Origin of the sequence: Staphylococcus shinii, from assembly GCF_017583065.1 — a bacterium.
In the GTDB taxonomy this organism is placed as follows: Bacteria; Bacillota; Bacilli; order Staphylococcales; family Staphylococcaceae; genus Staphylococcus; species Staphylococcus shinii.
Genome location: NZ_JAGEVL010000001.1, coordinates 524,342 through 536,906, shown reverse-complemented (window position 1 = coordinate 536,906; position 12,565 = coordinate 524,342). Strand labels below are relative to the sequence as shown.

The window sequence follows — 12,565 nt, the reverse complement described above, 5'->3', positions numbered from 1 at the left end:
TTAATATGAAGAATTGGAAAGGTTTAGTAGAGGAATTTAAAAATTATTTACCAGTAACTGAAAAAACACCAACATTATCATTAAATGAAGGTCATACACCATTAATTTATTGCGAAAATATGTCAAAAATGCTTGGTATTGAGTTACATGTTAAATATGAAGGTGCCAATCCAACTGGTTCATTCAAAGATAGAGGTATGGTCATGGCAATGGCCAAAGCGAAAGAGGAAGGTAAGAAAATTGTAATCTGTGCTTCAACTGGTAACACATCAGCTTCAGCAGCTGCATATGCGGCACGTGCTGGACTAAAAGCAATCGTAGTTATTCCTGAAGGTAAAATTGCTTTAGGAAAATTATCACAAGCTGTGATGTACGGCGCTGAAATTGTATCAATTGAAGGTAATTTTGATGAAGCTTTAGAAATTGTTCAAGAAATTGCTAAAAATGGAGAAATTGCGCTAGTTAACTCAGTAAATCCATATCGTATTGAAGGTCAAAAAACAAGTGCTTTTGAGGTAATTCAACAATTAGATGGCGTAGCACCGGACATTTTATCTATTCCAGTAGGTAATGCCGGAAATATTTCTGCATACTGGAAAGGTTTTAAAGATTACCATGAAGCAAATGGTACGCAACTACCTCAAATGTTTGGTTTTCAAGCTGAAGGAGCTTCACCAATCGTTCAAAATAAAGTAGTAAAAAACCCTGATACAGTGGCAACAGCAATCAGAATTGGTAATCCTGCAAGTTGGGATAAAGCGACTGCTGCACTTGAAGAATCCAATGGACAAATTGATAGTGTTACTGACGAAGAAATTTTAGAAGCATATCAATTGATGGCACGTAACGAAGGTGTGTTTAGTGAACCAGCTAGTAACGCTTCGATTGCTGGACTTATCAAATTACATCGAGCAGGTAAATTACCTCAAGGCAAAAAAGTAGTTTCTGTGTTAACAGGTAATGGTTTGAAAGATCCAGATACTGCAATTTCCTTGTTAGATAATCCAATTAAACCATTGCCAAATGATAGAGAAAGTATTCTAGAATATATCAAAGGGGCACTTTAGCATGAGCGAAAGGTTACATTTGAAAATCCCGGCGTCTACTGCAAATTTAGGTGTCGGATTTGATTCAATTGGTATGGCTTTAAATAAATTTTTATACTTAGATGTAAAAATAAGTGATAATGGTTATTGGTCGTTTAATCATATTGGTCCTAATGTAGAAGGATTACCAACAGATAATAGCCACTATATTTACCAAATTGCACAAAAGGTTGCGCATAAATATAACGTGGTTTTACCTTCATTAGAAGTAGAAATGAGAAGTGAGATTCCTTTAGCTAGAGGGTTAGGTTCTTCGGCATCTGCATTAGTAGGTGCCTTATACATAGCAAACTATTTTGGTGATATTGAATTATCGAAATATGAATTATTGCAACTAGCTACTGAGTTTGAAGGTCACCCAGATAATGTCGCGCCGACGATTTACGGTGGTTTAGTGTTAGGGTACTATAATCCAGAAACTAAAGTAACTGATGTTTCTTACATTGATACACCTAAAGTAGATATCATTATCACAGTGCCTTCTTATGAATTAAGAACAATTGATTCAAGAAATGCTTTACCTGATACGTTTTCACATAAAAAGGCTGTTCAAAATAGTGCAATTAGCAACACGATGATTAGCGCGCTAATTCAACATAATTATGTACTAGCTGGAAAAATGATGGAGCAAGATGGATTTCATGAACCTTATAGACAAGATTTAATTCCTGAATTTCAGACTATTAAAGGACTGGCAAAACAGTATTTAGCATACGCTACAGTGATAAGTGGTGCAGGTCCAACAGTACTTACAATGATTGGTCCAGAACGTAGTGGTGAATTGGTTAGAGAATTAAAAAGAACATTTGAAAATTGTCGTTCAGAGTTAGTGACAATTAATGAAACAGGTGTCGAACTTAAAGTATTGTACCAACGTCAATAATTTGTTGTAATATAGAGTGAAGACGTTGAAGGGAGACAAGCAACATGAGTGAATATAAAATGATAGTAATGGATATGGATGATACATTGATGAACCATGAAAATCAAATGAGTCCTGAAACAGAAAGCTATTTAATTGATATACAAAAGCAAGGATACAATGTTGTATTAGCATCAGGACGCCCTACAGAAGGTATGTTACCGACTGCTAAAACTTTACAATTAGACAAATTCCAAAGTTATGTAATTAGTTATAATGGTGGGAAGACTGTAAATGTTAATACAGAAGAGGTAGAAGTAAGTCGTACTGTTTCTAAAGAAAACTTTGATTTTATAGTCGATTATTGTAGAGAAAATGGCTTGTTTGTATTAACTTATCAAGACGGATTTATTGTTTACGAAGGTGAACACGAGTATATGAATATTGAATCAGAACTAACTGGGTTACCTATGAAACGTGTAGATGACTTAAAGAATTTTATTCAAGAAGATGTGCCTAAAGTTATGGGCATTGATTATGTACCTACGATTACAGGTCTTAATAAAGATTTGGCCGGTCATTTTAATGAAGAAATTGATGTTACTACAAGTAAACCTTATTTCTTAGAATTTATGGCTAGTGGTGTATCAAAAGGAAATGCTGTTACCGATTTATGTAAAAAAGTACAAGTTGACCTATCAGAAGTGATTGCTTTTGGTGATAGTGCCAATGATATCTCTATGTTAAAGGTTGTTGGCCACGCTGTAGCTATGGGAAATGCTAACGATGATGTTAAAAAGGTTGCTGATGAGGTAACTTTAAGCAACAGTGATAACGGGATACCCCATGCTTTAAGAAATATATTAAAATAAAAAATAGACAGTCTGGGACATAAAGTTCTTAGACAAGTGAAAAAAGGCAATTCTATTGAAATAATATAGAAATTGCCTTTTTCATTATTGTTTTGATTATAGTTAGCTCGTTGAGCAAATACTTTTCTTATATTAAGTGTAATTAATACAAATCCAAGTTCTCTTTTGACTTTATTTATGCCTCTAACCGACATTCGAGTGAAACCCAAAATAGCCTTCATAAATCCAAAAACAGGTTCTACATCAATTTTTCTTTGATTGTAGATTTCTTTTGTTTCTGGTTCTGAAAGCTTTTTATTGATTTGGGCTTTGAAATATTCCCGGTTATAATTTCTCATTATTTTTTTATTAGATTTTGAATTTGATTTCATACAATTGTTCTTCAGTGGACATTCTGAACAATTATCGCATTCATATAATTTAAAATCTCTCTTAAATCCATATTTAACATAGCGATAGGCATACCTTTTAAAACCAAGTTTTTTATGATTCGGGCATATAAATTCATCATTGATTTCATCATATTTCCAATTTTGAGTATTAAAAATGTCACTTTTATATTTGTTGGTTTTATCTTTAATAAACATGCCTTAAGTTATGAGCGGTGTTCTATTAAATTCATCTATAATTGCCATATAATTAGGTTCACTACCATAACCAGCATCAGCTACGATATATTCAGGTAAATGACCGTAGGTCTCTTTAATTAAAGTTAAAAAAGGCACCTCTCGTTAATTTAGTTTAATTGTGTTTATTAAATTATAGGAAAGGGCCTTATTTTTTAAAGTGTTTTTATGTAAAATTACATATGAATGAGACGTATTTTGGCGAGACTCTTGAGGGAACAGGACAAGCTGAAGACTACAGGCTGAAGACTACAGGCTGAAGCTGTCCCCTAGGAAAGCGAGCCAACAATACGAAGTATTGAATACAAAGAAAGCACTCAGATGAATTAAATCATCTGAGTGCTGTTTTTCTGGGATTTATGTCCCAACCTCTCTATTTTATAGATAATGGCTTTATACTAACTTTATAAAGTAATTTAAGGTAACCTTTCTATAAAAGATAGTTTATTTGGTATACAATCAATAAAGTCGTTTTGATTAATATGCTTTTTCAGTAAAAAAGTGTTATTTACTATGCTTAAATCAATGTAATCTGTGTCATTATAATAGTTCGTTATAGAAAGATGATTGATGAGTTGCGCATCTTGATGTATGCTTTAGATCACTTTGCAGTATGCGTCCATTCGTTTTTGCCACGATGTCGCTTGACGTGTGCATATACATGGTCTGCAGCATAATCTAAGTTAGTATAAACAGTTATTGCAAAAGCAGATTGATTTTCTTCAAAGTCTTCTTGTAAGAATAGGTCTTTCAAATGTTCAAAAAGGCTTTCCATTTGTGAATGATCTAAACTACTATACTCTCTTAAAGTACGTTTAATCAAGCGTTGATGCCTATCCTCAAGTGATTGCACAACTATAACGAAGCGTTCTTCAGTTTCTAAAATATCGTCAAATAAATTCGTTTGTCCAATCATATTCTCCACCTCTAAATTACGTCATTATTTATTACCATTATACTATACTTCTATATAACTGAAAATAACAGAGTCTTATGTATTTCGAAAGAATTGATAAAAAGATTGTGGTATTAATCTGATGAATCTATGCATTTTTAAATAAAGTTGCTATATAACATAAAAAAACAGGGATACGATATCAACGATTTAAAAATGCGTTCGTATCCCTGTTTTTATGATTTTGAAATATCATATTTCAGTTGTTAGTGTGCTAGTTATATTAAGGATTTTCTATCCATTTAAATCATGACGTTTTAAGTCAATTTCTTCGAGTTTTACAATTTTAGTTTTTCTAATGAATTTATGTACTAAATATATTAAAACTAGAATGACAATAGGTACTATATTTCTAAATAATGCACCAATATCTCCTGATAATACCGCACCGAAAGAATTTCCGCCAAATAAGAATAATAAGGCAAGGATTACAATGATAGGGCCCAAAGGATAAAATGGCGCTTTATAAGGCAGTATATCTTTAGGATCTTTGTTTTGCTTTTTAATTGCTAAGCGAAGTCTAATCTGAGCTAAAATACTAGCTGCCCAAATAACAATAACTAATGAACCTATAATATTAAGTAATGTAAACACAATATCTGATTTGAATTGAGCTAATATAATCACAGCTAATACAATAATGAAAGTTGTGAATAAGGCAACTATAGGTAATTTTGTTGTTTTGTTTAATTTCGCTAAGAATCTTGGCGCTTGTTTGTCTTCGGCCATTGAGTACAACATTCTACTAGTCGTATAGATACCTGAATTAGCTGCTGACAATAATGAAGTTAGGATAACCGCATTAATCACAGATGCTGCAAAAGCAATTCCCACACGGTCAAAGACAATCGTAAATGGACTTTGAGATACTGATTCGCTTTCATTTAGTAATAAAGGATCAGTATAAGGTATGATTGCTGAAATAACAGCAATAGATAATACATAGAATAATAATATTCTCCAAAAAACTTGTTTGATTGCTTTAGGCATTGAACGATCAGGGTTAGATGATTCACCTGCAGTTACTGCTACTACTTCTGTACCACCAACTGAAAATCCTGCAACGAGTAGTACACCTAAGAAACCTGAAAAACCACCAACGAACGGCGCTTCGCCTGCAGTGTAATTAGATAGTCCATAAGTTTTACCACCTAAAATGCCAACAATAGTTAGAACGCCGATGGCAATAAAGACGATAATCGTTATTACTTTAATTAATGATAACCAAAATTCAGTTTCACCAAATGCTTTAACTGAAAATATATTTAATAAGAAAAGTAAGCATAAAAAGATAATACTCCAGGTCACTGGACTGAAAAATTGGAACGTGTCCCAATAATTAAGTACACTTGCAGAAATAATAATATCCACACTTGTAACGAGTAACCATATTGCCCAATATAGCCATCCCATCGTGAATCCTAACGACTTATCTACAAATCGAGTAGAGTAAGAACTAAAAGACCCTGAAACAGGGTAGAATGTAGCTAATTCACCAATGGAGGACATTAAGAAATACAACATTACTCCTATGATTAAATAAGCTAATATAGCACCACCAGGACCAGCTTGGGAAATTACATTACCAGTAGCAACAAAAAGACCGGTACCGATGGCGCCGCCAATTGCTATCATCGAAATATGTCGAGAGTTTAAACCACGATTCATATTATTTTGTGCCATAATAAGTCTCCTAATAGTTAATTAAAATTTATATACATTCCATTTTAATGCTTTTGACAGACACAAGCAATGCTTTTTATGAGCCAAAGTCACAAAATGTTTAAATATTGTGAAAATAGTCTAATTAATTAATGGTCGAAATGTTGCTTTTAAAAACACTTTACATTAAAATGAATACTAGGTAATAATTATTATTATTTAGAGAGAATGAGGGGGAAATGTGATGAGCAACAATAAAAAATTAACTAGCCTATTTGGCGCGCCAGTTTCTGATAGAGAAAATAGTATGACTGCAGGACCAAGAGGCCCACTAGTAATGCAAGATTGGTATTTTTTAGAACAAATGGCTCACTTTGATAGAGAGGTGATTCCAGAACGACGTATGCACGCAAAAGGATCAGGTGCATTTGGTACTTTTACAGTTACTAATGATATAACGCAATATACTTCAGCGAGTATTTTCTCTGAAGTTGGTAAACAAACTGAAATGTTTGCACGTTTTTCAACAGTAGCAGGTGAGCGAGGAGCAGCGGATGCAGAACGTGACATTCGTGGATTCGCTTTAAAGTTCTATACAGATGAAGGGAATTGGGATTTAGTTGGTAATAATACGCCTGTATTCTTCTTCAGAGATCCTAAATTATTCGCGAGTTTAAATCATGCAGTTAAACGTGATCCAAGAACAAATATGCGTAGTGCGCAAAATAATTGGGATTTTTGGACGTCATTACCTGAAGCGTTACATCAAGTTACAATTTTGATGTCTGATCGTGGTATTCCAAAAGGCTATAGAAACATGCATGGTTTTGGTTCTCATACTTATTCAATGTATAATGATAAAGGTGAGCGTGTATGGGTTAAATTCCATCATAGAACACAACAAGGCATTGAAAACTTACAACCTGATGAAGCAGCGAAAATTATTGCAGACGACAGAGAATCATCACAACGTGATTTATTCGAAGCAATTGAAAATAAAGATTATCCAAAATGGAAGATGTACATCCAAGTTATGACGGAGGAACAAGCGAGAAATCATAAAGATAACCCATTTGATTTAACAAAAGTGTGGTATAAAGGCGATTATCCTTTAATTGAAGTAGGAGAATGGGAACTTAACCGTAATCCTGATAACTACTTCCAAGACGTGGAACAAGCCGCATTTGCACCTACTAATATTATCCCTGGTTTAGATTTTTCACCAGATAAAATGTTACAAGGTCGTTTATTCTCTTATGGCGATGCGCAACGTTATAGATTAGGTGTGAACCATTGGCAAATACCGGTAAACCAACCAAAAGGTGTCGGCGTTGAAAATATTTGTCCATTTAGTAGAGATGGGCAAATGAGAATTTTAGATAACAACCAAGGCGGAGGCACTCACTATTATCCAAATAGTGATGGTTCATTTGAAGATCAACCTGAATTCAAAAAACCTGGATTAAAAGTTGAAGGCGAAGCCTATGAATATGATTTCAGACAAGACGACGATAACTACTTTGAACAACCAGGACGCTTATTTAGATTACAATCTAAAGAACAACAAGAACGTATTTTTGAAAATACTGCAAATGAGATGCAAGGTACGACATTAGAAGTACAACATCGTCATATCCGTCACTGTTACAAAGCGGATAGTGAATATGGTAAAGGCGTTGCAAAAGCTTTAGGTATTGACATTAATGACGTAGATTTAGAAATTAAAGATTAATAATGTAGAAAAACAATGAGGTACGAATACTTTTAAAATAAGTGTTCCCAATCCTTTTGAAAATGATGATTAGTATAGAAGTATTTACTTACATGTGGAAAAGAGGCTCGTGATGGGTCTCTTCAGAACATAGACAAAACAAACCTTAGGTGAAGCATGAACTGACCCTAGATAGTGGGAATGAAATAAAAACACTTTCGTTGAATTCATTTAAAATGAATCATACGGAGGTGTTTTTTCTATGAAAATAAATAATGCCAGCCACAATTATAAAAATGTAGCTGGCAATCATAAGTCATCATAATTTAATAAAGATAATTCTAGTACTATAAGCTAAATATCATTACAACAGACTGTTGCATTTAAATTGTCGTATTTAAAAGATAATTTTAGCGGAGAAATTATTTTGTTTCACGATGTAACGTATATTTATTTAATCTAGGGCAGAATTTTTTTAATTCAATACGCTCAGGATTATTACGTTTATTTTTTGTAGAAATATAGTTACGATCGCCACATTCTGTACATGCTAATGTAATATTTACGCGCAAAGTTAACACCTCTTTCTTAACAGGAATGATTACGTTTTAAAATTCTAGCACATAAAGAACATAATTTCAAATACTTTTAAGTTGAAAAATATAATGAGTATGTTATTATATAAAACGTAATGATTTCGATTTATAATAAGGAGAGTTAAAACAATGGCAAAGAAATCAAAAATAGCTAAAGAACAAAAAAGAGAACAATTAGTTGAAGCATATTATGAGTTACGTAAAGAACTAAAAGCTAAAGGTGATTATGAGGCTTTAAGAAAATTACCAAGAGATTCATCACCTACAAGGTTAACACGTCGTTGTAAAGTTACAGGAAGACCAAGAGGCGTGTATCGTAAATTTGGAATGTCACGTATAGCCTTACGTGAACATGCGCATAAAGGACAAATTCCAGGTGTGAAAAAAGCAAGTTGGTAATTTACGACCTAAGTCCATTTACATTTAGTTTAAAACAATGTATATTATCTATTGGTAAAGATGAATAAAAAGTTATTGTTCGGGAATTATAGTGAATATATCTATTATTCTCTATATATTTATTGAATACATCATGAAAATCTTACCATTAAATAATTGTTTTATTAAAAATGTTAGGGGTTTGTTAACGGTGAAAATTTTTGATTATGAAGATATCCAACTAATACCGAATAAATGTATTGTAAATAGTCGTTCTGAATGCAATACTACTGTCCAATTTGGGCCGAAGAGCTTTAAATTACCAGTTGTTCCAGCAAATATGCAAACAGTGATGAATGAAGAGTTAGCTGAATGGTTTGCTGAAAATGATTATTTCTATATAATGCATAGATTTGATGAAGCGGCACGTATCCCATTTACGAAGAGAATGCATGAAAAAGGTTTGATTGCATCAATTTCTGTAGGTGTTAAAGAACGGGAATTCGATTTTGTAGAGCAATTAGCTAATGAAAAAATAATTCCAGATTATATTACAATTGATATTGCACATGGTCATTCAGATTCTGTAATCAATATGATTAAACATATTAAACAACATATTCCTGAAGTATTTGTAATTGCAGGTAATGTTGGTACTCCAGAAGGTGTACGCGAATTAGAAAACGCTGGTGCAGACGCTACCAAAGTTGGTATTGGACCAGGAAGAGTTTGTATAACTAAGATTAAAACAGGATTTGGTACAGGCGGTTGGCAATTATCAGCATTAAATCACTGTAGTAAAGCGGCAAGAAAACCAATTATTGCTGATGGTGGTATTAGAACGCACGGTGATATTGCGAAATCTATACGCTTTGGCGCATCTATGGTAATGGTAGGATCGCTATTTGCTGCACATGAAGAATCACCTGGCGAAACAGTTGAATTAGATGGTAAATTATATAAAGAGTATTTCGGCAGCGCTTCTGAATTCCAAAAAGGAGAGCATAAAAATGTAGAAGGTAAAAAAATGTTTGTTGAACACAAAGGTTCATTATCTAATACATTAATAGAAATGCAACAAGACTTACAAAGTTCAATTTCATATGCAGGTGGTACTGACCTTAAATCGTTAAGAAAAGTTGATTACGTAATTGTAAGAAACTCAATTTTTAACGGTGATAGAGACTAAAATATTAGTAGGTGTAAAATATCAGAAAATTATTCTTGTATGTACTTGCTTTCTTAGTGATTATTCTAGTCCTACCTATCAAAGAGCCAGCACCGATGATTACAGTACAACAACAATTGAAAAATAAAGTTGCCGATTGGTCTTCATCAAAAACAACAAGTGATGGTGCGTTGAAAGTACCCAGCAAACAAGAATTTGCAGTTAATAACATCCAAATGAATATGACTAAGGATGCTGTAGAAGAAAAGCTAGGAAGCGCGCAACGTGTCACATCTAATGAATATGGTACAAATTGGCACACATATTATTCGGATGATTATAGAGGATTTGTGATGATTAGTTATATAGATGAAAAAGTAAATGCACTATATAGTAACCAAAACGTCATATCGTCTAAATCAAAAATTAAATATGGCACACCAAAAGAGACGGTAAGAGAACGTATAGGTAAACCGATTACTGATAAGCAAAAAGGAAATGTGAAGTTTGATGTTCAAGATGATGAATTTGATAATTTTCACAAAGATAAAATATATACAACAGCTTTTTATGATAAACATGAGAACAATAACTTAACAGCACTTTTACAAGTTAGTGAAAAAATGGAGAACCGATTACAACAACAATATGGCGCACCATCGGAAGGACTAGCTCAAAGCTTTGAATTACAAAACTTCGATTTAGTAAATGCGGAACGAGTACAGCATGAGTTAGAGCCACTTAAATACTCTTCTAGTATTTCTGATACTGCCAGAAAACACAGTGAAGATATGGCTAAGCATAATTATTTTGATCATAATAATTTATCAGGTAATACACCATTTGATCGTATGGAAGCAGACGGACACGATTTTAATGCAGCAGGTGAAAACTTGGCATATGGTCAAACAAGTAGTATTTATGCTCATCAAGGGCTAATGAATTCATTAGGACACAGAAAAAATATTCTTAAAAAAGAATTTGATACACTTGGTGTAGGTGTCGACTTTAATAAAGACCGCCAGCCTTATTGGACAGAAAATTATACTGGATAATGTTTATTATTTATTGTGTGAGGGTATCTGTTATCATGTGAGGATGAAAAGTTATGACAACAAACAAAAAAGATAAAACAGAAGATATACTTGAAAAAGTAAAAGACGTTTTAGAGAAAAAAGACGAAAAAAAAGAGGGTGCGCGATAAGCGCATCCTCTTTTTTTTGAGAGTGTTATCATTGGTATAAATATCAATTACATTTCTCTAAATAATCCAACTACTTTTCCTAATACAGTTACATTATCAAGATAAATTGGTTCCATGGTGCTATTTTCAGGTTGTAAGCGATAACGATTTTTTTCTTTATAGAAACGTTTAACAGTCGCTTCGTTCTCTTCTGTCATTGCAACAATGATATCGCCGTTTTCTGCGATAGTCTGACTTCTTACAATAACTTTATCACCGTCAAGAATGCCAGCTTCAATCATACTCTCTCCTACAACATTTAAAATGAATATATCGCTATTATGGGTTGAAGTAAAATGTTCAGGTAGTGGGAAGTATTCTTCGACATTTTCGACTGCAGAAATAGGTACACCCGCAGTTACTTTCCCTATCACAGGAACATGAATTGTTTCTTCCATATTAATTGATTCACCTAACTGCTCTGACACAATCTCAATAGCGCGTGGTTTAGTTGGGTCTCTTCTAATATAACCTTTTTCTTCTAGTCTAGATAGATGCCCGTGAACTGTAGAACTAGAGGCTAATCCAACAGCTTCCCCAATCTCTCTAACACTTGGTGGATACCCTTTGGATTGAACGGTTTGCTTGATATATTCAAAAATTTCATTTTGTCGTTTAGTTAACTCTCTCATAATAGGCACTCCCTAATTTAATTTAGGTCAATTATAGCATGCTTATAGCATTTTTACAAACATTTGTTCGTTTGGATGTTGACATAGAACAGACGTTCTGATAAAGTAACTATACAAACAAACGTTCTAGGAGTGGTTAGGAATGATGAAGAAATATAACTCGCAAATAAAGTCTTATGTTATAGTACTAACGGTGACAATGATACTTTGCGCCTTATTTATATTAAGCGCACATAATAGTGCAAATTCAGAACAGACGTACGAAATGACTGACCATCAAATGACAAGTCAATCGGTAAATAGCGAACAGAATAACAATGAAGCTAAATTACAAAGCGAACAAACTTCACAACAAGTGGTGGCAGCTGTTCACTAATAGTTTTAGTGACATAGACGCCGTTTAATATAAATAATTATATAGTGATTTTTTTGAGCGAAACAATTTAGTTTCGTTCATTTTTTTGTTATATTTTTTTATATAAATAATATCGGAGGTTTATTATGGCTGATAAAGACGGTGTAGATTTACAACGCATAAATGAATTAGCAAAAAAGAAAAAAGAAAAAGGTTTGACTGAAAAAGAAGCTAAAGAACAATCCAAATTGAGAAAAGCTTACTTAGATTCATTTAGAGAAAAATTTAAGCAGCAAATTGAAAATACAAGAGTCATAGATCCTGAAGGAAACGATGTTACTCCTGATAAAGTGAAAAATATATTAGATTCTAAAAATAAAGAAGATAAAAACTAAATCA

At 33.1% G+C, this 12,565-nt stretch carries 13 protein-coding genes and 1 pseudogene; 9 read left to right on the top strand and 5 right to left on the bottom strand.

What is annotated here, in order from left to right; genetic code table 11:
* Window positions 1–5: 5 nt before the first annotated feature.
* From thrC to J5E45_RS02570, 3 genes are read left to right on the top strand one after another with little or no spacing between them, the layout of a single operon-like run.
* Complete coding sequence (gene thrC, locus J5E45_RS02580; RefSeq protein WP_039066663.1) at window positions 6–1,067, top strand: threonine synthase; 1,062 nt, start codon at window positions 6–8, stop codon at window positions 1,065–1,067.
* Between the two features lies 1 nt (window position 1,068).
* A complete protein-coding gene (gene thrB / locus J5E45_RS02575; protein WP_039066661.1) occupies window positions 1,069–1,989 on the top strand; it encodes a homoserine kinase in 921 nt (306 codons plus the stop codon).
* A gap of 44 nt (window positions 1,990–2,033) precedes the next feature.
* Entirely contained in the window at window positions 2,034–2,840 is an 807-nt protein-coding gene (locus J5E45_RS02570) for a Cof-type HAD-IIB family hydrolase (protein WP_208181548.1), read from the top strand.
* Here J5E45_RS02570 and J5E45_RS02565 read toward each other — a convergent pair.
* The 3 genes and pseudogenes from J5E45_RS02565 to J5E45_RS02555 form a co-directional block, all read right to left on the bottom strand.
* Window positions 2,832–3,565, bottom strand: a pseudogene (locus J5E45_RS02565) (transposase); the annotation flags it as partial. The gene J5E45_RS02570 and the pseudogene J5E45_RS02565 overlap by 9 nt on opposite strands.
* A gap of 502 nt (window positions 3,566–4,067) precedes the next feature.
* The gene (locus J5E45_RS02560) at window positions 4,068–4,382 is read right to left on the bottom strand and encodes a hypothetical protein (protein ID WP_039066657.1); all 315 of its coding nucleotides are present in this window, start codon (window positions 4,380–4,382) and stop codon (window positions 4,068–4,070) included.
* A 273-nt stretch (window positions 4,383–4,655) separates the two neighbouring features.
* Window positions 4,656–6,104 carry an amino acid permease gene (locus J5E45_RS02555; RefSeq protein ID WP_119586205.1) on the bottom strand — a complete coding sequence of 483 codons (1,449 nt, stop codon included), beginning with the start codon at window positions 6,102–6,104 and terminating at the stop codon, window positions 4,656–4,658.
* Between the two features lie 223 nt (window positions 6,105–6,327).
* Here J5E45_RS02555 and J5E45_RS02550 point away from each other — a divergent pair, with 223 nt between their 5' ends.
* Window positions 6,328–7,815 carry a catalase gene (locus tag J5E45_RS02550; protein WP_039066654.1) on the top strand — a complete coding sequence of 496 codons (1,488 nt, stop codon included), beginning with the start codon at window positions 6,328–6,330 and terminating at the stop codon, window positions 7,813–7,815.
* A gap of 401 nt (window positions 7,816–8,216) precedes the next feature.
* Here the strand turns inward: J5E45_RS02550 and rpmG are convergent, their stop codons facing one another.
* Window positions 8,217–8,366 (bottom strand): 50S ribosomal protein L33, encoded by a 150-nt coding sequence (rpmG, locus tag J5E45_RS02545; protein ID WP_017724369.1) that lies wholly within the window; start codon window positions 8,364–8,366, stop codon window positions 8,217–8,219.
* 153 nt (window positions 8,367–8,519) lie between these two features.
* Here rpmG and rpsN point away from each other — a divergent pair, with 153 nt between their 5' ends.
* The 3 genes from rpsN to J5E45_RS02530 all read left to right on the top strand — a co-directional run bounded on the left by rpsN (window position 8,520) and on the right by J5E45_RS02530 (window position 10,991).
* Window positions 8,520–8,789, top strand: a complete 270-nt coding sequence (rpsN, locus tag J5E45_RS02540; protein ID WP_017724370.1) for a 30S ribosomal protein S14 — start codon at window positions 8,520–8,522, stop codon at window positions 8,787–8,789.
* A gap of 190 nt (window positions 8,790–8,979) precedes the next feature.
* Window positions 8,980–9,957 carry a GMP reductase gene (guaC, locus tag J5E45_RS02535; protein ID WP_107549019.1) on the top strand — a complete coding sequence of 326 codons (978 nt, stop codon included), beginning with the start codon at window positions 8,980–8,982 and terminating at the stop codon, window positions 9,955–9,957.
* Between the two features lie 95 nt (window positions 9,958–10,052).
* A complete protein-coding gene (locus J5E45_RS02530) occupies window positions 10,053–10,991 on the top strand; it encodes a CAP domain-containing protein (RefSeq protein ID WP_392437519.1) in 939 nt (312 codons plus the stop codon).
* 196 nt (window positions 10,992–11,187) lie between these two features.
* Here the strand turns inward: J5E45_RS02530 and lexA are convergent, their stop codons facing one another.
* Window positions 11,188–11,811, bottom strand: a complete 624-nt coding sequence (gene lexA / locus J5E45_RS02525; RefSeq protein ID WP_039066651.1) for a transcriptional repressor LexA — start codon at window positions 11,809–11,811, stop codon at window positions 11,188–11,190.
* Window positions 11,812–11,953: 142 nt separating this feature from the next.
* On the opposite strand from lexA, the gene sosA reads away from it, so the two are divergent.
* On the top strand, window positions 11,954–12,187 hold the full coding sequence (gene sosA, locus J5E45_RS02520; protein ID WP_039066649.1) for a DNA damage-induced cell division inhibitor SosA: 234 nt from the start codon (window positions 11,954–11,956) through the stop codon (window positions 12,185–12,187).
* A gap of 125 nt (window positions 12,188–12,312) precedes the next feature.
* On the top strand, window positions 12,313–12,561 hold the full coding sequence (locus J5E45_RS02515) for a DUF896 domain-containing protein (protein ID WP_039066647.1): 249 nt from the start codon (window positions 12,313–12,315) through the stop codon (window positions 12,559–12,561).
* The last annotated feature ends 4 nt before the right edge of the window (window positions 12,562–12,565 follow it).

Excerpts from the sequence above, each read along its gene's own strand:
- thrC (WP_039066663.1), top strand. The coding sequence starts at position 6 with ATGAAGAATTGGAAAGGTTTAGTAGAGGAATTTAAAAATTATTTACCA.
- thrB (WP_039066661.1), top strand. The coding sequence starts at position 1,069 with ATGAGCGAAAGGTTACATTTGAAAATCCCGGCGTCTACTGCAAATTTA.
- J5E45_RS02570 (WP_208181548.1), top strand. The coding sequence starts at position 2,034 with ATGAGTGAATATAAAATGATAGTAATGGATATGGATGATACATTGATG.
- J5E45_RS02560 (WP_039066657.1), bottom strand. The coding sequence starts at position 4,382 with ATGATTGGACAAACGAATTTATTTGACGATATTTTAGAAACTGAAGAA.
- J5E45_RS02555 (WP_119586205.1), bottom strand. The coding sequence starts at position 6,104 with ATGGCACAAAATAATATGAATCGTGGTTTAAACTCTCGACATATTTCG.
- J5E45_RS02550 (WP_039066654.1), top strand. The coding sequence starts at position 6,328 with ATGAGCAACAATAAAAAATTAACTAGCCTATTTGGCGCGCCAGTTTCT.
- rpsN (WP_017724370.1), top strand. The coding sequence starts at position 8,520 with ATGGCAAAGAAATCAAAAATAGCTAAAGAACAAAAAAGAGAACAATTA.
- J5E45_RS02530 (WP_392437519.1), top strand. The coding sequence starts at position 10,053 with ATGATTACAGTACAACAACAATTGAAAAATAAAGTTGCCGATTGGTCT.
- lexA (WP_039066651.1), bottom strand. The coding sequence starts at position 11,811 with ATGAGAGAGTTAACTAAACGACAAAATGAAATTTTTGAATATATCAAG.
- sosA (WP_039066649.1), top strand. The coding sequence starts at position 11,954 with ATGATGAAGAAATATAACTCGCAAATAAAGTCTTATGTTATAGTACTA.
- J5E45_RS02515 (WP_039066647.1), top strand. The coding sequence starts at position 12,313 with ATGGCTGATAAAGACGGTGTAGATTTACAACGCATAAATGAATTAGCA.